The organism is Amnibacterium sp. (assembly GCF_051956055.1).
GTDB lineage: Bacteria > Actinomycetota > Actinomycetes > Actinomycetales > Microbacteriaceae > Amnibacterium.
In genome coordinates this window covers 46,386-69,251 of sequence record NZ_JBQCGC010000041.1, presented here as the reverse complement: position 1 = coordinate 69,251, position 22,866 = coordinate 46,386, and the positions used below count along the sequence as shown (strand labels likewise).

The window sequence follows — 22,866 nt, the reverse complement described above, 5'->3', positions numbered from 1 at the left end:
GACCGTAGCACCTCGACGGGACAAGCGTCCCATCACTACGATGGGCGCATGGGTCGCTGGGAACCGGGCGCACGGGAGCGCCTCGTCATGGCCGCGGTCGACCTCTTCCACGAGCAGGGCTACGACGAGACGACGGTGACGCAGATCGCCGAGCGGGCCGGCGTCACGAAGAGCACGTTCTTCCGCCACTTCCCCGACAAGCGGGAGCTGCTCGTCGCAGGGCAGGCGGCGATGAGCGCGCTGCTCGCGGAGGGCATCCGGGATGCGCCGGAGGGCGCGGGCCCGCTCGACGCGGTCGCGCTCGGGCTGCGCCGCGCGGCCACCGCGTACGGGCCCATGAGTCGCGAGATCGCACCCCGGATGGCGGCGGTCGTGGCCGCCAGCGAGGAGCTCCGGCAGCGGAGCGCCCAGAAGTCCGTCGGCCTCGCGGCGGCGATGGAGGAGGCCCTCATGGCGCGGGGCGTGCCGGAGGTCGTCGCCCGCCTCGCGGCCGAGCTCGGCGTGCTCGCGCACCATCGCGCCTTCACCCGGTGGGCGGCCGAGCCCGACGCGACGACGGAGGCGATGGCCGACTACTCGGTCGAGGCGCTGCAGGACCTCCGCGCCGCGGCCGCCGCGCTCGCCTGAAGCGCGACCGTCACTGGTAGGTGATCAGGTCCGGCGTCGGGTGGACCTGCTGGACGGTCTGCGCCGGCGTGAGCACGGGGTGGTCCTTCTTCAGGAAGTTCTTCCATCCCCACCCGACGGCCGGCGCGCCGGCCCGGACCGCACGCCAGGTGGCCTGCTTCGCGGGCTGCGATCCCTGCCCGTCGACGTGGATGAGGGTGTCGAGCTCCGGGCGGTCGACGACGATGTCCTGCCGCTGCTGCAGCATCGTGAGGCGGAACTCGTGCAGCACGAAGGGCTTGGGCGGCAGCCCGTGCTGCTGCACCAGCTGCGCGAGCCACGCCGAGGTGGCGTTGACCTCCGCCGCCGACACCCGGCCGATCTGCTTCAGCGGCTTCTGCTTCGGCCCGAGCCGCCACTCCGGATCGAGGGCGAGCCCCACGCCGGGCTTCTCGAGCAGCGAGGCGTACTCCTTCGCCTGCGTCAGGAACGTGCTGCGACCCGGTTGCAGATCGAGGATCACCGGGATCCCGGCCGCGAGCGCCCGGTCGACGTACGGTTCGAGGGACGAGGGCGGGATCTCGCTCGAGTAGTCGCCGTTGCCGGTCGGGCCCCCTGCCGCCACGGTCGCGATGACCTCCAGCATCGGCGAGACACGGCGGTCCGTGAGCCGCGCGTACTGCGACACGAGGGACCGGACGCGGTCGATGGTCGCGGGCTCCGCCTGCTGCCCGAGCACGCCGAGCCGGCCGTCGCTCGGGGTCCCGTAGAGGGCGACGTGGAGGCTCCTCCCGTCCCAGGCGCGCTGGGTGCCGCCCGCGTAGGTCCATCCGGAGCGCGCAGCGGTGACCGACCAGGCGAGGTCGGCACGCGCGGCGAACGCGCGGCCGACGAGCACGGCACGGGCGTGCTGCGCCTTGGCGAGCGCAGCGATCACCGCGGGCTGGCCGTTCAGGTCCGGCCCGCTCGCCTCGACGACCGACGCCCCCGCCGCGCGGGCGCTCGCGACGGCAGCCGCGTCGCCCGCGGGATCGGTCGCGACGAGGACGGCGCAGGGCTGCTGGGCGGGCTGCGGCTGCACCGCGTCCGCGGACCGCGAGCGCAGGCCCGGGATCGTGGCGCCCCCGTAGCCGACGCTCCAGCCCGCTCCGAGGCGCGCCGCCTCCGCCGCGACCCCGTCGGGGGCGGCCGGAGGCGGCGTCGACGTCACCGAGGCGGACGCGGACGGGACCGGATCGGTCAGCAGCATCGGCACGTGGAGGCGGGCCGCCTCGGTCGCCGCCGAGCGCTCCGCCGCGGTGTCCCCCTCCGGCGCCAGCACGATCCCGGGGGCCGCGGCGAAGAGCGCCCGGCTCGTCTCCACCGCGCGCCCGGCGGCCGTGGTCCCCGCCGCCACCGCGGTCGACGTGGAGCCGGCCAGCCGGACGACCGTGGTCGTCGTCGGCGTCGGCGAGGCGGAGGTGTCGGGCGACGGGTCCGGTGCGGCGGTGCAGCCGGCGAGCAGCAGCGCGGAGGCGGCCGTCAGGGCGAGGAGCAGTCGGCGCACCTGCTCCATCCTGCGCCTCCGGCGCTCGCGGCGGCGCCGCCACGCGCCGGGTGGCCACCTGGGTTGCAGCGTCCGCACCCAGCCGACGCGCGGTCCGCGGCCGGTCCACGCCCAGGATCGCGGGTCGCCCGCTGGTTACGGTGTGCCCCGTCCCACCAGGAAAGGTCCTCGATGCCCCGCTCCCTCCCCTACCCGCTCGGCGTGACCCTGGTGGAGGGCGGCGCGAACGTCGCCGTCTACTCGGAGACCGCCTCCGAGGTCCTCTTCTGCGCCTTCGACGGCGACGAGGAGCAGCGCACCCCGCTCCGCCATCGCACCGGATACGTGTGGCACGGGTTCGTGCCGGACGTCGCGGTGGGCACCCGGTACGGGCTGCGCGTCGACGGCCCGTGGGATCCGGAGCAGGGCCTCCGGCACAACGTGCACAAGCTGCTGCTCGACCCGCATGCGCTCGCGATCTCGGGCGGGTACACGTTCGACCAGCGCCTGTTCGGGCACGACATGAACGCGCCGACGGAGCGCGACGACTCCGACTCGGCGGCCGCGATGCCCCGTTGCGTCGTGGTCGACCGTGACTTCGACTGGGGTGACGACCGCGCGCCGCGCACCCCGCTCGAGGAGACGATCGTCTACGAGACGCACGTGAAGGGCTTCACCAAGCGCCTCCCGGGCATCCCCGAGCACCTGCAGGGCACCTACGCGGGCCTCGCGCGGCCGGAGGCGATCCAGCACCTCGTCGACCTCGGCGTCACCGCGGTCGAGCTCCTGCCGGTGCACCAGTTCGTGCAGGACTCGACCCTCGCGGACAAGGGGCTGTCGAACTACTGGGGCTACAACACCATCGGCTTCCTCGCCCCGAACGGCGCGTACAGCTCGGCCGGGGACACCGGCGAGCAGGTCGCCGAATTCAAGTCCCTGGTCAAGGCGCTGCACGCCGCGGGCCTCGAGGTCATCCTCGACGTGGTCTACAACCACACCGCCGAAGGCAACCACATGGGCCCGACGCTGTCGTTCAAGGGCATCGACAACGGCGCCTACTACCGGCTGGTCGACGACCAGAAGGACGCCTACTACGACACCACGGGCACGGGCAACAGCCTCAACACCCTCCACCCGGCGGCGCTCGGGCTGATCATGGACTCGCTGCGCTACTGGGTGCAGGAGATGCACGTCGACGGCTTCCGCTTCGACCTCGCCACGACGCTCACCCGGCAGGGGGCGGAGGTGGGGCTGCGCAGCGCGTTCCTCGACCTCACGCTGCAGGATCCGGTGCTCGCCCCGGTGAAGCTGATCGCCGAGCCGTGGGACACCGCCGGCTACCAGGTGGGCGAGTTCCCGGCGGAGTGGTCGGAGTGGAACGGCAAGTTCCGCGACGACGTCCGCGCCTTCTGGGCAGGCGGCGACAGCCTGCTCGGCACGACGAGTCAGCGCGTCCTCGGCAGCCCGGACGTCTACCAGGTGTCCCGTCGCTCCCCCCTCTGCAGCGTCAACTTCGTCACAGCCCACGACGGCTTCACCCTCGCCGACCTCACCGCCTACGCCGAGAAGCACAACGAGGCGAACGGGGAGGACAACAAGGACGGGGAGAGCAACAACACGTCCTTCAACTGCGGGGTCGAGGGGCCGACCGACGACCAGGAGGTGAACGCGCTCCGCCTCCGGCAGCGCAAGAACCTGCTCGCGACCCTCCTGCTGTCCACCGGCGTGCCGATGCTGCTCGGGGGCGACGAGCTCGGACGCACCCAGGGCGGCAACAACAACGCCTACTGCCAGGACAACGAGATCTCCTGGTACGACTGGTCCGCCGTCGACACCGACCTGCTCGAGTTCACGCGTCGGCTGACCGCCCTGCGCCGGGCGCAGCCGGCCCTCCGGCCGCCGTGGTACCGGTACGGCCCGGAGGAGCACGCCGAGGACACGGTCGTGATCAAGCGCTCCGACGACCAGGAGTTCACCGACGCGGACTGGGACGACCCGGAGGCCAGGACGATCACGTTCGTCCTCGAGCACGAGGGGGCGGACGCGTTCGCGCTGCTGCTGAACTCCGCCGAGAACGGGGTGGAGTTCCAGGTGCCCGCGGCGCCGAACCGCGAATGGGAGCTGGAGGTCTCGAGCGACCCGGAGCAGCGGGTCGAGGGCGAGGTGACGACGCTCATCGTGCGCGACGCGTCGTTCACCCTCCTCCGGTCCAGGGCCTGAAGCGTGGCGTCAGCGGCGGCGGCGGCGCCCGCCGTTCGCGACGCCGGTGATGAGCGCCGCGACGAGCACGTTCACCGCGCCGATGAGCAGCACCGCGGCGATCACGAGCGCCGCGACGGCGGGCGTGGGCGGCGCGGTGAGCACCGGGAGGGCGGACGCCGCCGCGATCACCCCGAGCGGACCGAGCGGCACGCCGGCGAGGGCGACGGCGGCCGGGTCCGCGAGCCCCGAAGCGGCCAGCGCGAGCAGGAGGACGGCGAAGCCGGCGACGGCGGCCACGTAGATCGCACCCGGCGTCGGCCGCCGTGTCGACCGGACGAGCAACCCTGCTGTCATGGCGGCGATCCTGCTGGTCACGCCGCGATTCGGCCAGCCCGTCTCCGGGTGCCCCGCGTTCGCGGCGCAGCGCCGTCCATCACGCGGGCCAGCACGGTGGGGCGCTGCCGAGCGGCGCGGGGCCCGCGTCGAAGCGCGCCGTGACCCCCGCCACGTCGATCGGGAACGGCAGCACGTCGGCGCTCCCCCACGGGGTGCCGATGCGGGTGCTGCCGCTCGCCTCGGCGCTCGCGCCGGTCCCGCCGGCCGGCTCGGTCGGCACCAGCTCGGCCGCCGTGCGGGCGAGGGAGAGGAACGCGTGCGATCCGCTCCCTCCGAGCAGACGGTCGCGCAGCCCGGCGACCGCGGCGGCGGCCATGAGCCACCCCGTCGCATGGTCGAGCGCCTGGACCGGGAGGGGGACGGGCCGGTCGGCACCCGTGAGCCGCGTCCCCCGCTCCGCGATCCCGGAGGACATCTGCACGAGCGAGTCGAAGCCCCGCCGACCGGTCCACGGGCCGCTCCAGCCGTAGGCGGTGAGCGCGACCTCGACGAGTCCGGGCCGGATGTCCTGCCGGTCGGCGTCCCCGAGCCCGATCGTCTCGAGCGCGCCGCGCCGGTAGCCGTGCACGAGCACGTCCGCGCCGGCCAGTAGGTCACCGAGGCGCTCCCGCCCCTCCGGCGTCCGCGCATCGATGCGGGCCGGCAGCTTGCCGAGCGTCATGTCCGGGACGACCGCGGGCTCGTCCCAGTCGGGCGGATCGACGCGGAGCACGGTCGCGCCGAGCGCCGCGAGGGCGCGGGTCGCGACCGGGCCGGCGAGCACGCGCGTGAGGTCGAGCACCCTGATGGCGGCGAGCGGCCGAGCCGGGTCCGGCTGCCACCGGGTCGACGCCGGCACCGTGTGGAGACGGTCGACGAGGGGCTCCCGGCGGCTCGCGACACCCTGCGGGTGCCGCAGCCACGCCTCCTGGCTCCGCATCGTCGCGGCGGCGCCGCCCGCCTCGACGACCCTCGTCTCGAGCTCGTCCGCGCGCCAGGCTGCGACCCGGGCCGAGACCGCGGCGCGATCCGCGGGCGCGCCGAGCACGCCGAGCGCCGCCTCGCGATGCCGCGGCGCGTTGGTGTGCAGGCGGATCCAGCCGTCCGCGGTCCGGTAGTCGCCTGCGACGGCGTCCCAGGGCGAGGGCAGGTCCCAGCCGACGGGCCGGAGGGCCTGCCGGAACCAGGCGCCGACGAGCGGGCCGCTGCTCGACGCGGTCGTCCGGGTCCCGGCGGCGGCCAGCAGGGCGACGACCGCGTCCGAGAAGGCCGCGACGGCGCCGGTCGCGAGCGCGTCGACGTCCCACGCCGCGGCGAGCCCGGTCGAGCCGCGGACCGCGGTCACCGGCTCCGTGTCGAGGAGCCGGGCCGACTCGAGCTGCACCGGTGAGGTCATCCTCGAAAGTGTCGACAGCGTCCCCGCGAGAACCCGGGGAGGCCCCTCAGGCGGCGCCGTTGAACATGCTCGTGACGGAGCCGTCCTCGAAGACCTCGTGGATCGCCTGCGCGATGAGCGGCGCCATCGAGAGCACCTCGAGCTTGTCGAGGCGCTTCTCCGGCGGGATCGGCAGCGTGTCCGTGACGATGAGCCGGTCGATCGCGGGCGACGCGAGCCGCTCCACGGCGGGGTCGGAGAAGATCGCGTGCGTCGCGGCGACGATCACGCCGGTCGCGCCGTTCGCCTTCAGCGCCTCCGCGCCCTTCACGATCGTGCCGCCGGTGTCGATCATGTCGTCGACGAGCAGGCACATCTTGCCCGCGACGTCGCCGACGATCTCGTGCACCGTGACCTGGTTCGGCACGGCGGGATCCCGGCGCTTGTGGATGATCGCGAGCGGCACGTCGAGGGTGTCGCTCCAGATGTCCGCGACGCGAACGCGGCCCATGTCCGGCGAGACGACGATCAGGTTCGACGGATCGACCGTGTTCCTGATGTGCTCGACGAGCACCGGCATCGCGAACAGCTGGTCGAGCGGCCCGTCGAAGAACCCCTGGATCTGCGCGGCGTGCAGGTCGACGGAGATGATCCGGTCGGCCCCTGCCGTCTTGAACAGGTCGGCCACGAGGCGCGCCGAGATCGGGTCGCGCCCGCGGCTCTTCTTGTCCTGGCGGGAGTACGGGTAGTACGGCACGACCGCGGTGATGCGCTTCGCGGAGGCGCGCTTGAGGGTGTCGATCATGATGAGCTGCTCGATGAGCCACTCGTTGACCGGGCCGGAGTACGACTGGATGACGAACGCGTCGCAGCCGCGGACGCTCTCCTCCATGCGCGTGTAGATCTCACCGGAGGCGAAGGTGCGCGCTTCGACGGGCAGGAGGCTCGTCTCCAGCTCCTCCGCGACCTTCTGCGCGAGCTCGGGGTGGGATCGGCCGCTGATCACCACGAGGCGCTTCTCGCCCTGGGACTTGATGCCGGTCACTTCGCTGGGTCCTCCTCGGGCACGCCCTGGGATCGGGCGGCGGTCTCGGCCGCGTCGGTGCCCGGTCGATGCGCCTCGACCCAGCCCTCGATGTTGCGCTGCGGCGCCACGTTCACGGCCAGCGCACCGGCGGGCACGTCCTTGCGGACGACCGTGCCGGCACCCGTGTAGACGCCGTCCCCGATCGTAACGGGGGCGACGAACACGTTGTGCGATCCGGTGCGGACCGCGGAGCCGACCGTGGTGCGGTGCTTGTGCACGCCGTCGTAGTTCGCGGTGATGGTGTTCGCCCCGATGTTCGAGCGCTCCCCCACCTCCGTGTCGCCGATGTAGGAGAGGTGCGGCACCTTCGAGCCCGCACCGATCACCGCGTTCTTCGTCTCGACGAATGTGCCGATCTTGCCCTCCGGGCCGAGCCGGGTGCCGGGCCGGAGGTAGGCCCACGGCCCGACGTCCGCACCCGCGCCGATCACCGCGAGGGTCGCGTCGGTGCGGTTCACGCGGGCGCCCTCCCCGACCTCGGTGTCGACGAGCGTCGTGTCCGGGCCGACGATCGCGCCGCGCTCGATCGCGGTCGCGCGCTGCAGCTGGGTGTTCGGGCGGATCTCCGCGTCCTCCCCGATCGTCACCGTGGCGTCGATCCAGGTCGTCAGCGGGTCGAGGATCGTGACCCCGGCGAGCTGGTGGCGGCGGACGATCGCGTCGTTCATCCGCCTCGCGGCCGCCGCGAGCTGCGCGCGGTCGTTGACCCCGGCAACGACGTCGAGATCCGGAGCCGTGAGCGCGCCGACGCGCTCCCCCGCCGCCCGCGCCGCGGCGACGACGTCCGTGAGGTACCGCTCGCCCTGGGCGTTCGAGGACCCGAGCGCCGCGAGGCGCGACGCGAGGCCAGTGCTCGAGAAGACGTAGAGCCCGGCGTTGATCTCCGCGACCGCGCGCTCCTCGTCGGTCGCGTCCTTGTGCTCGACGATCCGCTCGACGTCGCCGCCGTCGCCGCGGATCACCCGGCCGTACCCCGTGGGGTCCGCGACGACCGCGGTCACCATGGTGGTGGTGACCCCGCCGGCGCGGTGCGCGTCGAGCAGCGGCCCGAGCACGCGGTCGTCGACGAGCGGCACGTCCCCGGAGAGCACGAGCACGTCGCCCGCGAAGCCGTCGAGCGCCGCGACCGCGACCTCGAGCGCGCGCCCGGTGCCCGGGACCTCGTCCTGGTCGACGACGAGCGCCTCCGGGGCGTGCTCGAGCACCGCCGCCGCGACGGCGTCCCGCTCGTGGCGGACGACGACCGCGAGCCGCGCGGGCTGGAGGGCGCGGGCGGCGACGAGCACGTGCGCGAGCATCGGCAGCCCGGCGATCTCGTGCAGCACCTTCGGACGGCTCGACCGCATCCGGGTGCCCTGACCCGCTGCGAGGACGACCACCGCGAGCGGACGATCTGGGCTGGGGGTCACACGGCTCCTTCGCGTCGCACGGAACGGTGCTCCGCCTCCAGGATTCGAACCTAGTCCTCACAGCTCCAAAGGCTGTCGTGCTGCCGTTACACCAAGGCGGATCGTGCGGCCCAAGTCTGCCCCACGGTGTCCGTCGATCCGGGGATCCGGCCCGGTCCCCGGATCGAGGAACACCTTCAGGGGGTCTCGAGGCGCTCGGCGGCCTCCAGCCACTCGAGCTCGAGGGCTTCGCGCTCGTGGTCGCGGTCCCGGATCCGGCCCGCGATCGTCTCGAGGCCGACGTAGTCGCTCTGGTCGTGCGTCGCGAGCGCGTCGTGGTCCGCCCTGGTCTCCGCCGCGAGCCGCTGCATGCGGCGGTCGAGGGACGCGAGCTGCTTCTCCAGGTCGCGGCGCTCGGCCCCGGAGAGCCCGGGCCGCACCTCCTCAGCGGCCGCGGGCACGACGACGTCCGACGCGTCCCGCAGGGCGAGGTACTCGTCGACGCCGCCGGGCAGGTGCCGGAGGCGCCCGCCGACGACGGCGTACTGCTGGTCGGTGACGCGCTCGATGAGGTAGCGGTCGTGGCTGACCACGAGCAGCGTGCCCGGCCAGGTGTCGAGCACGTCCTCCATCGCGGTGAGCATGTCCGTGTCGAGGTCGTTCGTCGGCTCGTCGAGGATCAGCACGTTCGGCCCGTCGAGCAGCACGAGGAGCAGCTGCAGGCGGCGCTTCCAGCCGCCGGACAGCTCGCCGACCCTGGTCGAGAGCTGGGCGGAGGGGAAGCCGAGGCGCTCGAGCAGCTGCCCCGGCGCCAGCTCCGTGTCCCCGACCCGGTAGTTCGTGCGCAGCCGCCCGATCACGTCGAGCACGCGCTCGCCCGCCACGTCGGCGAGCTCGTCGAGCTGCTGGGTCAGCCGCCGCACCCGCACCGTCTTGCCGTGCTTCACCCGCCCCGCGGACGGGGCGAGCGTGCCGTCGACGAGCGCGAGCAGCGTCGACTTCCCCGCGCCGTTGCGGCCGAGGATTCCGGTCCGCTCGCCGGGCGCGATCCGCCATTCGACGTGCTCGAGCACCGGGTGGCCGCCGTAGCCGGCGGCGACGTCGATCAGGTCGACGACGTCCTTGCCGAGCCGGGCCGTCGCGAGGGCGGAGAGCTCGACGCCGTTCCTCGGCGGCGGCACGTCGGCGATCAGCTCGTTCGCGGCCTCGATGCGGAACTTCGGCTTCGCCGTGCGGGCTGGCGCACCGCGGCGCAGCCACGCGAGCTCCTTGCGCAGGAGGTTCTGCCGCCGCTCCTCCGTCGTGCGGGCCTGCCGGTCGCGCTCCACGCGCTGCAGCACGTAGGCGGCGTACCCGCCGTCGAAGGCGTCGACGGTCGCGTCGTGCACCTCCCACATCCGCGTGCAGACGGCGTCGAGGAACCAGCGGTCGTGGCTCACGGTGACGAGCGCGCCCTGGCCGGCGGCCCACCGCGCGTTGAGGTGCGCCGCGAGCCAGCGCACGCCCTCGATGTCGAGGTGGTTCGTGGGCTCGTCGAGCAGCAGCACGTCCGTGTCGGTCGTGAGCAGCGCCGCGAGCGCGACGCGGCGCCGCTGGCCGCCGGAGAGCCCGGCGAGGTCCGCGTCCGGGTCGACCCCGTGCAGGAGGCCGGAGAGCACCTCCCGCACCCGGCGGTCGCCCGCCCACTCGTGCTCGGCGCGACCGCCGACGACGGCGTCGAGGACGGTGCCCGAGCCGAGCCGGTCCTCCTGGTCGAGCACCCCGATCCGGACCCCGCCGCGCCGCGTGACGCGACCCTCGTCGGGCTCGCGGGTGCCGGCGAGCACCCCGAGCAGGGTCGACTTGCCCTCGCCGTTGCGGCCGACGACCCCGATGCGGTCGCCGGTCTCGAGCCCCAGGGACAGCTCGTCCAGGATCACGCGGGTCGGGGTCTCGAGTCGGATCCGTTCCGCGCCGACCAGGTGAGCCATGACGTTCAAGCCTACGGAGGCACCGGGCGCCCCCGTGCGCGAGCGGCCTCGTGCGGGGGAATCGCATCGGGCGGCTGCGAGGATCCCCCCGTGGGCGTCCTCCTGGTCACCGGCGGCGCCGGGTTCATCGGCGGTGCGGTCGTGCGCGGTGCGCTCGCCCTGGGCACCGAGGTCCGTGTGCTCGACTCCTTCCGCGCGGACGTGCACGCCGGCGTCACGAGCCCGCCGGAGGGCGTGGAGCTGCGCACCGGTGACGTGACCGACCCGGAGGCGGTCGCGGCCGCGCTCGCCGGGGTCGACGCCGTCTGCCACCAGGCCGCGAAGGTCGGCCTCGGGGTGGACTTCGCGGATGCGCCCGACTACGTCCGCACGAACGACCTCGGCACCGCGGTGCTGCTCGCCGGGATGGCGGCCGCGGGGATCGACCGGCTCGTCCTCGCGTCCTCGATGGTGGTCTACGGCGAGGGCGCGTACGCCTCCTCCCGCGGGCCGGTCGCCGTGCCGCCGCGCCGGATCGAGGACCTCGAGGCGGGTCGGTTCGAGCCGATCGACCCGGTGACCGGCGAGGCGCTCGAGCCGCGTCTCGTCACCGAGGACGCTCCGCTCGATCCGCGCAACGTGTACGCCGCGACGAAGGCGCAGCAGGAGGCGCTCGCCGCCGTCTGGGCGCGCGAGACCGGTGGCCGCGTCGCCGCCCTCCGCTACCACAACGTCTACGGGCCCGGCATGCCGAGGGACACCCCGTACGCGGGCGTCGCCGCGCTGTTCCGCTCGCAGCTCGAGCGCGGCGAGGCCCCCACCGTGCTCGAGGACGGCCGGCAGCGGCGCGACTTCGTGCACGTCGACGACGTCGCGGCCGCGAACCTCGCCGCGCTGGACTGGACCCGCGCGCAGCAGCCGGGTGCCGTCCGCGCGTTCAACGTCGGCAGCGGGACGGTGCACACGATCGGCGACCTCGCCACCGCCCTCGCCGCCGCCAGCGGCGGCCCGGCACCCGTCGTCACCGGCGGCTACCGGCTCGGCGACGTGCGGCACATCACCGCCTCCTCCGCCCGGCTGCGGGCGGAGCTGGACGTGCCGCCGCCCGTCCCGTTCGAGCAGGGCGTGCGCGCGTTCGCGACCGCGCCGCTGCGGGGCGCCCCGTGACCGTGGACGTCGTGCTGCCCTGCCTCGACGAGGCGGCCGCACTGCCCGGCGTGCTCGCGGCGCTGCCGGAGGGGTACCGGGCGATCGTCGTCGACAACGGCTCCACCGACGGGTCCGCCGAGGTGGCGCGCGCGCACGGCGCCCGGGTCGTGACCGAGCCGCGCCGGGGCTTCGGCGCCGCCGTGCACGCCGGGCTGCTGGCCGCGGAGGCGGACCTCGTCGCGAGCCTCGACGCCGACGGCTCGCTCGACCCCGGGGACCTGCCCCGGCTCGCAGCGCTCGTGCTCGCGGGGGACGCGGATCTCGTGCTGGGCCGCAGGCGACCGACGCCCAGGTCCGCATGGCCGTTCCACGCACGGGTCGCGAACCGCGCGCTGGCCCGCGCGATCCGGAGGGCGACGGGCGTCGCGCTCCACGACCTCGGCCCGATGCGGGTGGCGCGGCGCGGCGACCTGCTCGCGCTCGACCTGCAGGACCGGCGCAGCGGCTACCCGCTCGAGATGCTGCTGCTCGCGGTCGCGGCGGGCCTCCGGGTCCGCGAGCTCGACGTGCCGTACCGGCCCCGCACGGGCCGCTCGAAGGTGACGGGCACGCTGCGCGGCACCGTCGTCGCGATCGCCGACATGCGCCGCATCCTGAGTGCGCACCGCGAGCGACCCGCGCACGGACGTCAGGGCTCCGAACCACGGTCATGACGACCGTGATCGTGCTGGCCAAGGCGTGCGTCCCCGGCCGGGTCAAGACCAGGCTGACGCCGCCCTTCACGCCGGAGGAGGCGGCCGCGCTCGCGGCGGCGGCGCTCGCCGACACCATGGCGGCGGCGCGGCGCGTGCGCGCCGACCGGCACCTGCTGTGGTTCGACGGTGCGGCGCCCGGGGCAGGCGGCTTCACCGTCGCGCAGCAGCCGGCGGGCGGACTCGACGAGCGGATCGCCGCGGCGTTCGACGCGGTGGACGACAGGGCGGTGCTGATCGGCATGGACACCCCTCAGGTGGATCCGGCCGTGCTGCAGTCCGTGCTCGACGACGACGCGGCCGACGCCTGGTTCGGCCCCGCGGCGGACGGCGGCTGGTGGGCCCTCGGGCTCGACCCGACGCCGCGGCGCGGCGACCTGATCCGCGGGGTGCCGATGTCGAGCCCGCGGACCGGCACCGCCACGCTGGCGCGCCTGCACACGGCGGGCCTCCGGGTCCGTGCGCTGCCGGAGCTCGTCGACGTGGACCACGCCGCGGAGGCGCGGGCGGTCGCCGCCGCGGCCCCCGCCACGCGCTTCGCGGCGCTGCTCGCCCGGCTCGACCGGGCCGGGACGGCCGCCGCGTGAGCACCCCGGTCGTCGCCCGGTTCGGATCGGGCGGTGCGGAGCCGTGGGCGGACGCGCTGCGCGGGGCCGCGGTGTCGCTCGAGCTCGTGCCCACCGCCTCCGCCCAGCGCGGTGAGCGCCTGGACGTGCAACGCTGGACCACGGGGGCGGACGCCACCGACCGCGCGGTCCTGCACGGGCTGGCGTCGCCGCTGCTCGACATCGGCAGCGGGCCCGGCCGGATGATCCGCGCCGCGATCGCCGCCGGCCTCGACGCCTACGGGGTGGACGCGGACGCGGCGGCGGTCAGGGCCGCGAGGGCCGCAGGGCTGCCCGTGCTCGACGCCGACGTGTTCGACGCCCTGCCGCTGACCGGCGAGTGGTCGTCGCTCCTGCTGCTCGACGGCAACATCGGCATCGGCGGCGACGTGCCCGCGCTGCTCGCCCGCTGCGCCGAGCTGCTGCGCGACGGCGGCGCGCTCGTCGTGGAGACGGATCCGGATCCTGCGCGCGACGAGGTCGCCGAGTACCGGGTGCGCGCCTCCCACGGCGGCGAGAGCGACCCGTTCCCGTGGTCGCGGGTCGGCCGCCGCGCCCTGCTCCGCGCGGCGCGCGAGTTCGTCGTCGAGCGGGTGTGGGAGACGGAGGGCCGGTCGTTCGTCCGGCTCCGCATCACCCGGTCCGGCGGCGCCGCAGCCCGATGAGCACCACGACGAGCGCGGTCACCGCGCCGATCGCGGCCCAGGCGAGCGCGAGCTGCAGACCGTAGGGGAAGACGAGCACCGACGGGTTCCGCGCACCGAGCTGCTGCGACCGGATGCCCGGGAACGCCAGGAGCGTCAGGGCGGCGCCCACGACGAGCGCGACCTGCACCACGGCGACCTGCGCCCACCCGACGTGCGCCCCTGCCCTGCGGAGGAGCCGCGTGCCGACGAGCACGAGCGGGGCGAACACGGCGTCGTGCAGCACGACCGCCCCGGCCAGCCAGAGCAGCACGCCCGACCACTGCCGCGCGGGGACGCCGAGGACGAAGACGACCCCGGCGACCGCGGTCAGCGCTGCGCCCAGCCCGATCAGCGCGGCCCGCGCGATCCTCATCGCACCTCCAGCGACTGCAGCCACTTCGTCTGCAGCACCCCGGGTCGAGCGGGCGAGATGAGCCGCGCCGGGTACCCGTGGTCGATGTGGAGGACCTCCCCGTTCAGCTCGAGCGCGACGAGCGTGAGCGGATCCTCCGCGTACGCGCGCTCGAGGACCGTGCTGCGGTAGGCGCCCACCGCGAAGCTGTGGACGAGCCAGTCCCGGCCGCGCGCGCCTACGAGCTCGGCGAGGTCGACGACCCGCACCCCGCGCCACCGCGCCTGGGTGCTCCATCCCTCCACGCACGCGATGGGCAGCGCCGCGTCGGTCTGGGGCATGCGGCGCAGGTCGTCGAGCGACAGCGCGACCGCCCGCTCCTGGCCGCGCACGGTCAGCCGCCAGGAGGGGTTCAGCGCCGATCGCTGCACCCTCCCCTCCGCCGCGGTGCGGTTGACGGGCAGCCCCTGCGGTCCGTACCCGGGCCGGCGCGGTGCGAGCACGTCGAGGGGCGCGAGCGGCGGGAAGGTCTCGCCCGCGGTCGTGACCACGACCGCCGCGGACGCGAGCCCCGTCGCGGCGAGCACCGTCCGCCTGCTCACGGCGCCAGGCGGTGCCGGCGCCCGGTCGAGACGCCGCTGGAGGAACCCGGTGACGCCCTTCGCGGTCGGCTCCGGGCGCAGGTCCCCCTCGCCGTCGCCCACCGGGAGGAACGCGCCGTCGGCGTCGAGGCTGCGCGACGCGCGCCACCAGCGCACGATCACGGGCAGCTTCACGCCGACGTGGACGGCGAGCGCGCCCACGATCGCCCAGGCGAGCGCGAAGTGCGTCTGCCGGAAGAAGAACGGCCACGGGTACCACTGGAACGTGTTCGCGAGGCCGGTCGCGAGCTCCACCAGGGCGGCGGAGACGAGCAGCGCGATCATCGCGCGCTCGAGCACGCCGGCGACGCTCCTGGCGGGCGGCCAGCGGAACAGCAGCGGGTAGACGGTCCAGAGCTTCGCGAGCAGCAGCGGGATCAACGCCGTGCCGACGGCCACGTGGAGGCCCTGGGTGAGCCGGTAGAGCCACACCGGGCGGCTGAGGAGGACCATGCCCGGCAGCGGGTCCTGCAGCAGGTGGCTGAACAGGCCGGTGCCGAAGCAGACGAGGAACCCGGCGCCGAGCAGCCGGCCGAGCACCACGGCGGTCCGCGGATGGCGGGCGGGCGACGCCAGCGCACGGCGCGCCACGGACAGCGCCCCGCCGATCATCGACGGCACTCCGAACCCATGCAGTGATGTTCGGAGCCGACCGGCAGGATGGAGGGATGCGCGCCGCGATCGTCAGGATCGCGCCCGTCGCGGCGCTGCTCGCCGCGATCGCCGCCGTGACCGTCTGGCTCGTGGCCGGCGTCGGGATCCTGCACGGCCGAGGGCTCCCCCTGTACTTCGCGGTGGAGGGGGTCTGCTGGACGCTGTTCGCGGCCGCGGTGCTGCTCCTGACGCGCGTGCCGGCCCGGGCGGTGCCCGCGCTCGTGCTCGCGGGGACCCTGCTCGTCGGCGCGGCGGGAGCGACCGCGCAGCCGGCCATCAGCACCGACTCGGCCCGCTACAGCTGGGACGGCATCGTGCAGGACGCCGGGATCTCGCCGTACGCGTTCGTGCCGGCGGACGCCGCGCTCGCGCACCTCCGGCCGGAGTGGCTGTTCCCGCAGCCCGGCACGGCCGCGGACGGCACCACGACCTGCCCCGGCCCCCGCGCGCGGCCGACCGCCCACGTGGGTGCTCCCGGGACGATCTGCACCGCGATCAACCGGCCCCAGGTCCCCACGATCTACCCGCCCGTCGCGGAGGCGCTGTTCGCGGCGGCTCGGATCCTGGTGCCGCCAGGGGTGCAGTACCTGCCGATCCAGCTGCTCGGACTGCTCGCGGTGCTGGGGACGACGGGGCTGCTGCTCTGGACCCTCGCGCGCTCCGGTCGCGACCCGCGGCTCGCAGCCGTGTTCGGCTGGTGCCCGCTCGTGACGATCGAGGCTGTGAACAACGCCCACGTCGACGCGTGGTCCACGTTCCTCGCCGTGGCGGCGACCGTGCTCATCGCGCGCGGCAGGAGGGTCGGGGGCGGGGTCGTGCTGGGGCTCGCGATCGCGACGAAGTTCCTGCCCGCGCTCGTCGCGCCGCCGCTCGGCCGTCGGCGACCGTGGGTGATCGGCGCCGCCGCGCTCGGCACGGTGGCGCTCACGTACCTGCCTCACGTGCTCGCCGTCGGCCCCTCCGTGATCGGGTACCTGCCCGGCTACCTGAACGAGGAGGGCTACGACAACGGCACGCGGTCCGCGCTGGTGTCCGCCGTCCTGCCGGACAGCGTCTCCACCCCCGTCGCGGTGCTCGCCGTCGCCGTCCTCGCCGTGGTGCTGCTGATCCGATCGAACCCGGCCGACCCGTGGGCGGCCCAGACGACGATGATCGGTGGCGCCCTCCTGCTCCTCAGCCCGAGCTACGGCTGGTACACCCTGCTGCTCATCCCCTTCATCGTGATGAGCGAGCGGTGGGAGTGGTTCGGGGTCGTGATCGTGCTGTCGCTGATCGGCCTGCACCAGCACGTGTGGTGGTTCCGCAGCGCGCTGCTGGTCGCCGCCGTGCTGCCCGTCCTCGCCGCGATCGTCCGGCGCCGGGCTGCCGCCAACCTGACCATCGGCTGACCGCACCAAACCGGCATCCCCGCGGTCCCGAACCCTCGCCACCTGCACCACAGGAGCAGGGAGCCCACCGGGTGCGGACCGTCCGCACGTCGAGTGCTCCCCGAGAGGAATCCGTCCCATGCGTACCCCGACCAAGTCCCTCACCGCGTTCCTCGGCGCCGGGCTCGTCGTCGCCGCCCTGGCCGGCTGCGCCCAGTCGAACACCGGCAACTCGACCCAGCCGGGCGCGGGCACCTCCGCCTCCGCGACCCCGAAGCCGTCGCCCACGCCGGCCGCGGTGTTCACCACCGTCAACGGCAAGACCACGCAGATCACGCTCGACCCGGGCTTCGTGAGCGCGCTGCAGTCGCTGAAGCTGACGCCCGGCACGATCGGCACCGCGACGCTGTCGAAGGCCGGCGTGCTCACCTTCCCGATCACGGGCGGGAACATCACGTACTACGACCCGTCCACGGGCGTCCGCCCGTATGTGCAGGGCGAGCTCGACCACACCGGCTCCGGCCTGTCGCTCACCGCGGGCGGCACGAAGGTGGAGCTGAAGAACTTCGTGATCGACCCCGGCAACCACAGCCACGTGAACGGCGACGTGTACGTGAACGGCAAGGAGGCGGCGAAGGGCGCCGACCTCTTCCGGCTCGACGGCACCACGCTGAACCCGGTGACGAAGGAGGGTGACGCGTACGTGCTCCAGGGCACGACCGTCTACATCTCGAGCACGGCGGCCTCGCTGCTGAACTCGACCTTCAAGACCACGGCGGTCACGGGCAGCCTCAAGGTCGGCATCGCGAAGCTGACCGTCACCGGCAGCTGACGCAGCCGCACGCTCGACGAGGGGCCGTCCCGCCAAGGGGCGGCCCCTCGTCGCGTGTCGGGCAGCACTCAGCCGACGACCCGGGCGCCGGGCGCAGGGCCCGTCGCCCGCAGCACGGTGTGGCGCGCGGCGGACAGCGCGATCTGCAGGCTCAGCGCGGCGTCGAGATCGGCGGCCAGGAACGCGATCGTCGGACCCGAACCGGAGACCACGCCGGCGAGGGCGCCGTTGCGCTCCCCGAGCTCCAGCAGGTCGCCGAGCTCGGGCCGGAGGTGCAGGGCGGCCACCTGCAGGTCGTTGTGCAGCGCCTCCGCCAGCGCGACGGGGTCGCCGGAGCGCAGCGCCTGCAGCACCGCGGCGTCCACGTGCGGCGCCGCGACCGGCGGCAGGTCCGCCGCGTGCCGCGCACGGTGCTCGTCGAGCGTCGAGTAGACGAGCGGGGTCGACAGCCCCGGCTCGCTCAGCGCGATGACCCAGTGGAACGGGCCCTTGGCGAGCGCCGGGCTGAGCCGGTCGCCGCGGCCCGTGCCGATCGCGGTGCCGCCCGTGAGCGCGAACGGGACGTCGGCGCCGAGCTCGGCCCCCAGCGCGAGCAGCTCCTCCCGCCCGAGCCCGAGCCCCCATAGGGCGTCGAGCGCCACGAGCGCCGCCGCGGCGTCCGCCGAGCCGCCCCCCATCCCGCCGGCGATCGGCACCCGCTTCACGACGTGGATGCGTGCCCCGCCGCGGTACCCGGACCTGGCCTGCAGCAGGTGCGCGGCCCGCAGCACGAGGTTGGTCCGGTCCACCGGCAGCGAGCCGGTGGGCACGGGGCCGGAGAAGTCGAGCGAGAGCTCCTGGTCGCGTTCGGCGTGCAGCTCCTCGAACAGCGACACCGCCTGGTAGGCGGTCGCCACGTCGTGGTAACCGTCGGCCATCGCCGCCCCCACCCGCATGGAGACGTTGACCTTCCCCGGTGCCCGCACGTGCACCGAGCGCACAGCAGTGCCCATGCCTCAAGAACCTACCGACCCGGCGCCGGCCGGGACCGCGCTCAGACGGCGCGGGCGATCGCGACGAAGCGCTCGACGTCGAGCCGTTCGCCGCGCAGCCCGGGGTCGACGCCCGCGCGCTCCAGGATCTCGGCCGCGGCCTGCGCGCCGCCGAGCACCGGCGCGAGCGACTGCCGCAGCGTCTTCCTCCGCTGCACGAACGCCGCGTCGACGAGGCGGAACACCGCGGCCCGCAGCGCCTCGTCGCCGGGCGGCTCCGTGCACGCGAAGCGCACGAGCACCGAGTCCACGTTCGGGACGGGCCAGAAGACGCCGCGCGGCACGGTCCCCGCGAGCGCGAACGCGCCGTACCAGGCCGCCTTGACGCTCGGGGCGCCGTAGACCTTCGATCCGGGACTCGCGGCGAGCCGCTCCCCCACCTCCGCCTGCACCATCACGACGCCGGACACGAGCGAGGGCACGTCGGCGAGCAGCCGGAGGAGGATCGGCACGGCGACGTTGTACGGCAGGTTCGCGACCAGGCCGTGCGGCGACCCGGGGATCGGCACGCGGATCGCGTCGCCGGTCACGACGACGAGGCGGTCGGCCGCACTCGGCAGCCGGTCGGCCGCGGTCGCGGGCAGCGCGGCGGCGAGCCGCGCGTCGATCTCGACGGCGGTCACGGACGCGCCGGCCTCGCGGAGCCCGAGGGTCAGGGATCCGAGCCCCGGCCCGACCTCGAGCACGGGGTCCCCGCCGGCCACGCCGGCCATGCGCACGATCCGGCGCACGGTGTTCGCGTCGTGCACGAAGTTCTGGCCGAGCGACTTCGTCGGCGACACGTCGAGCGCGGCCGCGAGCCGCCGGATGTCGGCGGCGCCGAGCAGCCCCGCGCCGTCCCCGTCCATCCGCGCGAGCGTACCGCCCGCGCGCCCCTCCGTTCCGCGGGACCGCGCGGTCCGCGGAACCGAGGGGCGGCGATCAGACGCGGGCGAGCGAGGCGCCGTTGGGCTTCCGCGACAGCGCGTCGACGGTCGCGGCGAGCACCAGCACGCCACCGGTGATCAGCAGGTTCACGCCGCCGGGCAGCGCGAGCAGGCCGAGGCCGTTCGTGATCGCGGTGATGACGAGCGCACCCATGAGCCCCTGCACGAGCCGGCCGCGACCACCGAACAGGCTCACCCCGCCGACCACCGCGGCGGCGACGCCGTTCAGCACGTCGGTCTGGCCGAAGCTCGACCCGACGACGCCGACCTGGCTGGCCTGGAAGAGGCCGGACACGACGGCGAGCCCTGAGCAGAGCACGAACGCCGACATCCGCACCGCCGCGACGTTGATGCCGGCGCGGCGCGCCGCCTCCGGGTTGCCGCCGACCGCGTAGAGGTGGATGCCCCAGCGGGTGCGGTCGAGCACCTGGGTGCCGATCCAGAGCAGCGCGATCACGATCGGGACGACGATCGGGACACCCGCGATCGGGAAGAGCGCGTTCTGTCCCCGGTTGAGGTTGAGCAGGAACACGCCAGCGCCGCTCAGCACCGCGATGACGGCCACCCGCGCGATCAGCAGGCCGATCGAGCGCACGGGCACGCCGGCCCGGAGTCGCCGTCCGCGGTCGTAGAACGCGGTGGCGAGCGTCACGAGGACGGCGATCGCCCACAGGATCCAGCCGATGACGGGCGGGATGTTGCTGTTCTCGATCGCCGTGACGGCCGGCTCCGTGACCCGGTACGAGTTGCCGTCGCCGAGCAGGACGAGCTGCAGGCCCTGCAGGCCGAGGAACAGGCCCAGGGTGACGACGAACGACGGGATGCCGACCTTCGCCACGAAGTACCCGATGAACAGGCCGATCAGGATGCCGACCGCGAGCGCGATGACGAACGCGAGGATCCAGTTCACGTGCATGGCGTCGTTCAGCTGGATGAACACCGCCATGCCCACACCGGCGGTCACACCGGCCGACAGGTCGATCTCCGCGATCAGGATCACGAACACGAGCGCGACCGCCAGCACGCCGAGGAACGCGGTCTGCGTGAGCAGGTTCGCGATGTTCGGCAGGCTCAGGAAGTCGGAACTCAGGAACTGGAACAGGATGCAGAGCACGATGAAGCCGCCGAGGGCGGGCAGCATGCCCATCTCGCCCGCGCGGACGCGGGCGATGTAGGCGCGGAACTGGTCCGCCGCGGTGCCCTCGTAGCCCGTCGCGATGCCGGGAGGCGTCGCGCCGCTGCCCGGATCGACCTTCTGCTCGAGGCTCGTGTCGACGCCCTGCTGCTCGGTGGTCATCGAGCCGCTCCTTCGAGGTTCGGCGTGAACGACTTCGCGCCGGTGATGTAGCCCACGACGTCGTCGCGGTTCGTGTCACGCGTCTCGACCTCGGCGACCATCGTCCCGAGGTAGAGCACGTTGATGTGGTCGGCGACGGCGAACACGTCGGCGAGGTTGTGGCTGATGATCAGCACGCCCACGCCCTGCTCCGCGAGGCGCCGGACGAGCAGGAGCACCTGCTCGGTCTGCGCGACGCCGAGCGCGGCGGTCGGCTCGTCGAGGATGACGACCTTCGCCTGCTGCAGCACCGCCCGTGCGATCGCGACCGTCTGCCGCTGACCGCCGGAGAGCGACGAGACCTTCTGGCGCACGGACTTCATGGTCCGCACCGACAGGGAGCCGAGCGTCGCGGACGCCTGCTTCTCCATCTCGCCGTTGCTCAGCGTGCCCTGATGGATCTCCTCGCGGCCGAGGAACATGTTCTGGACGATGTCGAGGTTCTCGCACAGCGCGAGGTCCTGGTAGACGACCTCGATGCCGAGGCGCGACGCCTGCGTCGGGCTGGTCAGGTGCGCGGGCTGGCCGCCGATGAGCACCTCACCGGAGTCGTAGGGCTGCACGCCGGCGAGGCCTTTGATGAGGGTGGACTTGCCCGCGCCGTTGTCGCCGACGAGGGCGCTCACCTGGCCCGGGAAGACCTTGAGGTTGACCCCCTTCAGCACCTCGACGGGACCGAAGCCCTTCCGGATGTTCTTCAGTTCGATGTACGGGGCGACCATGCCCCCTCCTTCTTCGAGCGGGGGCCGCCGGGGGCCGGCGGCGGGAGAACAGCGGACGGGCCGACGGACCCGGCGCACGCGCCGGGCCCGTCGGCCTCATCGAGGAGCGATCAGCTGATGCCGGCCGCCGTGCACTTCGGCGCGACGTTGCCGGTGCAGACCGCGGAGGCCTGCGCGTTGCCGTCGTCGAAGACCTGCTTCATGTTGCTCGCCGTCACGAGGATCGGCGTCTCGAGGAAGGAGGGCACACCCGCCTGCGTCGTCGGCGCGGAGGGCTTGGTGCCCTTCAGGAGCGCGATGGCGACGTCGGAAGCCTGCTTCGCCTCGAGCTGGTACGGCTTGTACACGGTGCCGTACTGCTTGCCGAGCAGGATGTTCTGCAGACCGGCGACGGAGGCGTCCTGACCGGACGTCGGGACCGTCTTGTTGTACTTGTTCAGCACCGTGATGATGGCCGCGTTGTTCGCGTCGTTCGCCGTCCACACCGCGTCGATGTTCCCCTTCAGCGTCGTGTACGCCTGCTGGAACTCGGTGCCGGACTTCGTCGCGTCCCACGTGCCCGCGGGCGACAGGGCGCACTTGATGCCCGCAGCGCCCATGACCTTCAGCGCGCCGGCCTTGAAGTAGGCCGCGTTACCGTCCGTCGGGTCACCCGACATGCAGACGACGCTCGCCGTCTTCGGGTCCTTCTTCTCGGCCTTCAGCCCGTCGACGATCATCTGACCCTCGAGCTCGCCCACCTTCTCGTTGTCGAACGAGACGTAGTAGTCGGCGCCCTTGATCGGGCGGTCGTACGCGATGACCGGCACACCGGCGGTGTGGGCCTTCGCGAGGACGGTCGCGCCGACGCCGTTCAGGTCGACGAGGAGCATCACGCCGCAGCCCTTCGTGAGCTGGGCCTGGGCGATGGACGTGTACTTGGTCGTGCTGTTCTGCGCGTTCTGGATGTTCGCGTTGAACCCGGCCGCGGTGAGGGCCTTGTTCAGCGCCGGCCGGTCGCCGCTCTCCCAACGGGGCGACGACTCGGTGTCGGGCAGGATCACGCACGCGGTCTTCTTGGCCGCGGTCGTGGCCCCGCCGGACGAGCCGGAGCCGGAGCCGGAGGAGTTGGAGCAGCCCGTGAGGGCGAGGGTCGCGGCGGCGAGGACCGCGGCGACGCCCAGGATGGAGCTCTTCAAGGCTTCGTTACCTTTCTCAGACACGGGGGCCGGAGCCGCCGATCCCTCGACTGTGAGGAATTCGCAGACCATACCCAGGTCGACCCCAGCCGCATGTGACCAGTCACATAACGATGCGATAACAACAA

At 73.9% G+C, this 22,866-nt stretch carries 21 protein-coding genes and 1 tRNA gene; 8 read left to right on the top strand and 14 right to left on the bottom strand.

Annotated features, from left to right (window positions below; all coding sequences use genetic code 11):
- Positions 1-48: 48 nt before the first annotated feature.
- Complete coding sequence (locus ACTHLI_RS06685; protein WP_440182364.1) at positions 49-627, top strand: TetR/AcrR family transcriptional regulator; 579 nt, start codon at positions 49-51, stop codon at positions 625-627.
- A gap of 10 nt (positions 628-637) precedes the next feature.
- On the opposite strand, the gene ACTHLI_RS06680 is transcribed toward ACTHLI_RS06685, so the two are convergent.
- A complete protein-coding gene (locus ACTHLI_RS06680) occupies positions 638-2,152 on the bottom strand; it encodes a hypothetical protein (RefSeq protein WP_440182363.1) in 1,515 nt (504 codons plus the stop codon).
- A 171-nt stretch (positions 2,153-2,323) separates the two neighbouring features.
- Between ACTHLI_RS06680 and glgX the strand changes: the two genes are divergently transcribed.
- Complete coding sequence (gene glgX, locus ACTHLI_RS06675) at positions 2,324-4,351, top strand: glycogen debranching protein GlgX (RefSeq protein ID WP_440182362.1); 2,028 nt, start codon at positions 2,324-2,326, stop codon at positions 4,349-4,351.
- Between the two features lie 9 nt (positions 4,352-4,360).
- Here the strand turns inward: glgX and ACTHLI_RS06670 are convergent, their stop codons facing one another.
- The 6 genes from ACTHLI_RS06670 to ACTHLI_RS06645 form a co-directional block, all read right to left on the bottom strand.
- Complete coding sequence (locus tag ACTHLI_RS06670) at positions 4,361-4,687, bottom strand: hypothetical protein (RefSeq protein WP_440182361.1); 327 nt, start codon at positions 4,685-4,687, stop codon at positions 4,361-4,363.
- A gap of 79 nt (positions 4,688-4,766) precedes the next feature.
- Positions 4,767-6,104: a CoA transferase gene (locus ACTHLI_RS06665; RefSeq protein WP_440182360.1), complete on the bottom strand. Its 1,338-nt coding sequence runs from the start codon at positions 6,102-6,104 to the stop codon at positions 4,767-4,769.
- A gap of 46 nt (positions 6,105-6,150) precedes the next feature.
- Positions 6,151-7,128 carry a ribose-phosphate diphosphokinase gene (locus ACTHLI_RS06660; RefSeq protein WP_440182359.1) on the bottom strand — a complete coding sequence of 326 codons (978 nt, stop codon included), beginning with the start codon at positions 7,126-7,128 and terminating at the stop codon, positions 6,151-6,153.
- Entirely contained in the window at positions 7,125-8,579 is a 1,455-nt protein-coding gene (glmU, locus tag ACTHLI_RS06655; RefSeq protein WP_440182358.1) for a bifunctional UDP-N-acetylglucosamine diphosphorylase/glucosamine-1-phosphate N-acetyltransferase GlmU, read from the bottom strand. Before glmU ends, ACTHLI_RS06660 begins: the two co-directional genes overlap by 4 nt.
- A 29-nt stretch (positions 8,580-8,608) precedes the next feature.
- Positions 8,609-8,680, bottom strand: a tRNA-Gln gene (locus tag ACTHLI_RS06650).
- 75 nt (positions 8,681-8,755) lie between these two features.
- Positions 8,756-10,528, bottom strand: coding sequence for an ABC-F family ATP-binding cassette domain-containing protein (locus ACTHLI_RS06645; protein WP_440182357.1), 1,773 nt, complete (start codon positions 10,526-10,528; stop codon positions 8,756-8,758).
- 90 nt (positions 10,529-10,618) lie between these two features.
- Here ACTHLI_RS06645 and ACTHLI_RS06640 point away from each other — a divergent pair, with 90 nt between their 5' ends.
- Genes ACTHLI_RS06640 through ACTHLI_RS06625 form a run of 4 tightly spaced genes read left to right on the top strand, consistent with a single transcriptional unit; the run spans position 10,619 to position 13,678 of the window.
- Positions 10,619-11,674, top strand: coding sequence for an NAD-dependent epimerase/dehydratase family protein (locus ACTHLI_RS06640; RefSeq protein WP_440182356.1), 1,056 nt, complete (start codon positions 10,619-10,621; stop codon positions 11,672-11,674).
- Positions 11,671-12,369 (top strand): glycosyltransferase family 2 protein, encoded by a 699-nt coding sequence (locus ACTHLI_RS06635; RefSeq protein ID WP_440182355.1) that lies wholly within the window; start codon positions 11,671-11,673, stop codon positions 12,367-12,369. The genes ACTHLI_RS06640 and ACTHLI_RS06635 overlap by 4 nt, the downstream gene beginning before the upstream one ends.
- Entirely contained in the window at positions 12,366-12,995 is a 630-nt protein-coding gene (locus tag ACTHLI_RS06630; RefSeq protein ID WP_440182354.1) for a TIGR04282 family arsenosugar biosynthesis glycosyltransferase, read from the top strand. The genes ACTHLI_RS06635 and ACTHLI_RS06630 overlap by 4 nt, the downstream gene beginning before the upstream one ends.
- A complete protein-coding gene (locus tag ACTHLI_RS06625) occupies positions 12,992-13,678 on the top strand; it encodes a methyltransferase domain-containing protein (protein WP_440182353.1) in 687 nt (228 codons plus the stop codon). The genes ACTHLI_RS06630 and ACTHLI_RS06625 overlap by 4 nt, the downstream gene beginning before the upstream one ends.
- Here ACTHLI_RS06625 and ACTHLI_RS06620 read toward each other — a convergent pair.
- Together ACTHLI_RS06620 and ACTHLI_RS06615 are read right to left on the bottom strand one after the other, a co-directional pair.
- Positions 13,647-14,072: a hypothetical protein gene (locus ACTHLI_RS06620; RefSeq protein ID WP_440182352.1), complete on the bottom strand. Its 426-nt coding sequence runs from the start codon at positions 14,070-14,072 to the stop codon at positions 13,647-13,649. The genes ACTHLI_RS06625 and ACTHLI_RS06620 overlap by 32 nt on opposite strands.
- Complete coding sequence (locus tag ACTHLI_RS06615) at positions 14,069-15,304, bottom strand: molybdopterin-dependent oxidoreductase (protein WP_440182351.1); 1,236 nt, start codon at positions 15,302-15,304, stop codon at positions 14,069-14,071. Before ACTHLI_RS06615 ends, ACTHLI_RS06620 begins: the two co-directional genes overlap by 4 nt.
- Before the next feature lie 56 nt (positions 15,305-15,360).
- On the opposite strand from ACTHLI_RS06615, the gene ACTHLI_RS06610 reads away from it, so the two are divergent.
- Both ACTHLI_RS06610 and ACTHLI_RS06605 read left to right on the top strand, forming a co-directional pair.
- Complete coding sequence (locus ACTHLI_RS06610; RefSeq protein WP_440182350.1) at positions 15,361-16,734, top strand: glycosyltransferase 87 family protein; 1,374 nt, start codon at positions 15,361-15,363, stop codon at positions 16,732-16,734.
- Positions 16,735-16,852: 118 nt separating this feature from the next.
- Positions 16,853-17,545: a hypothetical protein gene (locus ACTHLI_RS06605; RefSeq protein ID WP_440182349.1), complete on the top strand. Its 693-nt coding sequence runs from the start codon at positions 16,853-16,855 to the stop codon at positions 17,543-17,545.
- A gap of 68 nt (positions 17,546-17,613) precedes the next feature.
- On the opposite strand, the gene ACTHLI_RS06600 is transcribed toward ACTHLI_RS06605, so the two are convergent.
- From ACTHLI_RS06600 to ACTHLI_RS06580, 5 genes are all read right to left on the bottom strand, one after another.
- Positions 17,614-18,537: a 4-(cytidine 5'-diphospho)-2-C-methyl-D-erythritol kinase gene (locus ACTHLI_RS06600; RefSeq protein WP_440182348.1), complete on the bottom strand. Its 924-nt coding sequence runs from the start codon at positions 18,535-18,537 to the stop codon at positions 17,614-17,616.
- A gap of 41 nt (positions 18,538-18,578) precedes the next feature.
- Entirely contained in the window at positions 18,579-19,424 is an 846-nt protein-coding gene (rsmA, locus tag ACTHLI_RS06595; RefSeq protein ID WP_440182347.1) for a 16S rRNA (adenine(1518)-N(6)/adenine(1519)-N(6))-dimethyltransferase RsmA, read from the bottom strand.
- 73 nt (positions 19,425-19,497) lie between these two features.
- Entirely contained in the window at positions 19,498-20,799 is a 1,302-nt protein-coding gene (locus tag ACTHLI_RS06590; protein ID WP_440182346.1) for a sugar ABC transporter permease, read from the bottom strand.
- A complete protein-coding gene (locus ACTHLI_RS06585) occupies positions 20,796-21,560 on the bottom strand; it encodes an ATP-binding cassette domain-containing protein (RefSeq protein ID WP_440182345.1) in 765 nt (254 codons plus the stop codon). Before ACTHLI_RS06585 ends, ACTHLI_RS06590 begins: the two co-directional genes overlap by 4 nt.
- A gap of 110 nt (positions 21,561-21,670) precedes the next feature.
- Complete coding sequence (locus tag ACTHLI_RS06580; protein WP_440182344.1) at positions 21,671-22,738, bottom strand: sugar ABC transporter substrate-binding protein; 1,068 nt, start codon at positions 22,736-22,738, stop codon at positions 21,671-21,673.
- Between the last annotated feature and the right edge of the window lie 128 nt (positions 22,739-22,866).

Coding starts and splice junctions, on each gene's coding strand:
- ACTHLI_RS06685 (WP_440182364.1), top strand. CDS start 49: ATGGGTCGCTGGGAACCGGGCGCACGGGAGCGCCTCGTCATGGCCGCG.
- glgX (WP_440182362.1), top strand. CDS start 2,324: ATGCCCCGCTCCCTCCCCTACCCGCTCGGCGTGACCCTGGTGGAGGGC.
- ACTHLI_RS06670 (WP_440182361.1), bottom strand. CDS start 4,687: ATGACAGCAGGGTTGCTCGTCCGGTCGACACGGCGGCCGACGCCGGGT.
- ACTHLI_RS06665 (WP_440182360.1), bottom strand. CDS start 6,104: ATGACCTCACCGGTGCAGCTCGAGTCGGCCCGGCTCCTCGACACGGAG.
- ACTHLI_RS06645 (WP_440182357.1), bottom strand. CDS start 10,528: ATGGCTCACCTGGTCGGCGCGGAACGGATCCGACTCGAGACCCCGACC.
- ACTHLI_RS06630 (WP_440182354.1), top strand. CDS start 12,366: ATGACGACCGTGATCGTGCTGGCCAAGGCGTGCGTCCCCGGCCGGGTC.
- ACTHLI_RS06620 (WP_440182352.1), bottom strand. CDS start 14,072: ATGAGGATCGCGCGGGCCGCGCTGATCGGGCTGGGCGCAGCGCTGACC.
- ACTHLI_RS06615 (WP_440182351.1), bottom strand. CDS start 15,304: ATGATCGGCGGGGCGCTGTCCGTGGCGCGCCGTGCGCTGGCGTCGCCC.
- ACTHLI_RS06610 (WP_440182350.1), top strand. CDS start 15,361: ATGCGCGCCGCGATCGTCAGGATCGCGCCCGTCGCGGCGCTGCTCGCC.
- ACTHLI_RS06605 (WP_440182349.1), top strand. CDS start 16,853: ATGCGTACCCCGACCAAGTCCCTCACCGCGTTCCTCGGCGCCGGGCTC.
- ACTHLI_RS06600 (WP_440182348.1), bottom strand. CDS start 18,537: ATGGGCACTGCTGTGCGCTCGGTGCACGTGCGGGCACCGGGGAAGGTC.
- rsmA (WP_440182347.1), bottom strand. CDS start 19,424: ATGGACGGGGACGGCGCGGGGCTGCTCGGCGCCGCCGACATCCGGCGG.
- ACTHLI_RS06590 (WP_440182346.1), bottom strand. CDS start 20,799: ATGACCACCGAGCAGCAGGGCGTCGACACGAGCCTCGAGCAGAAGGTC.
- ACTHLI_RS06585 (WP_440182345.1), bottom strand. CDS start 21,560: ATGGTCGCCCCGTACATCGAACTGAAGAACATCCGGAAGGGCTTCGGT.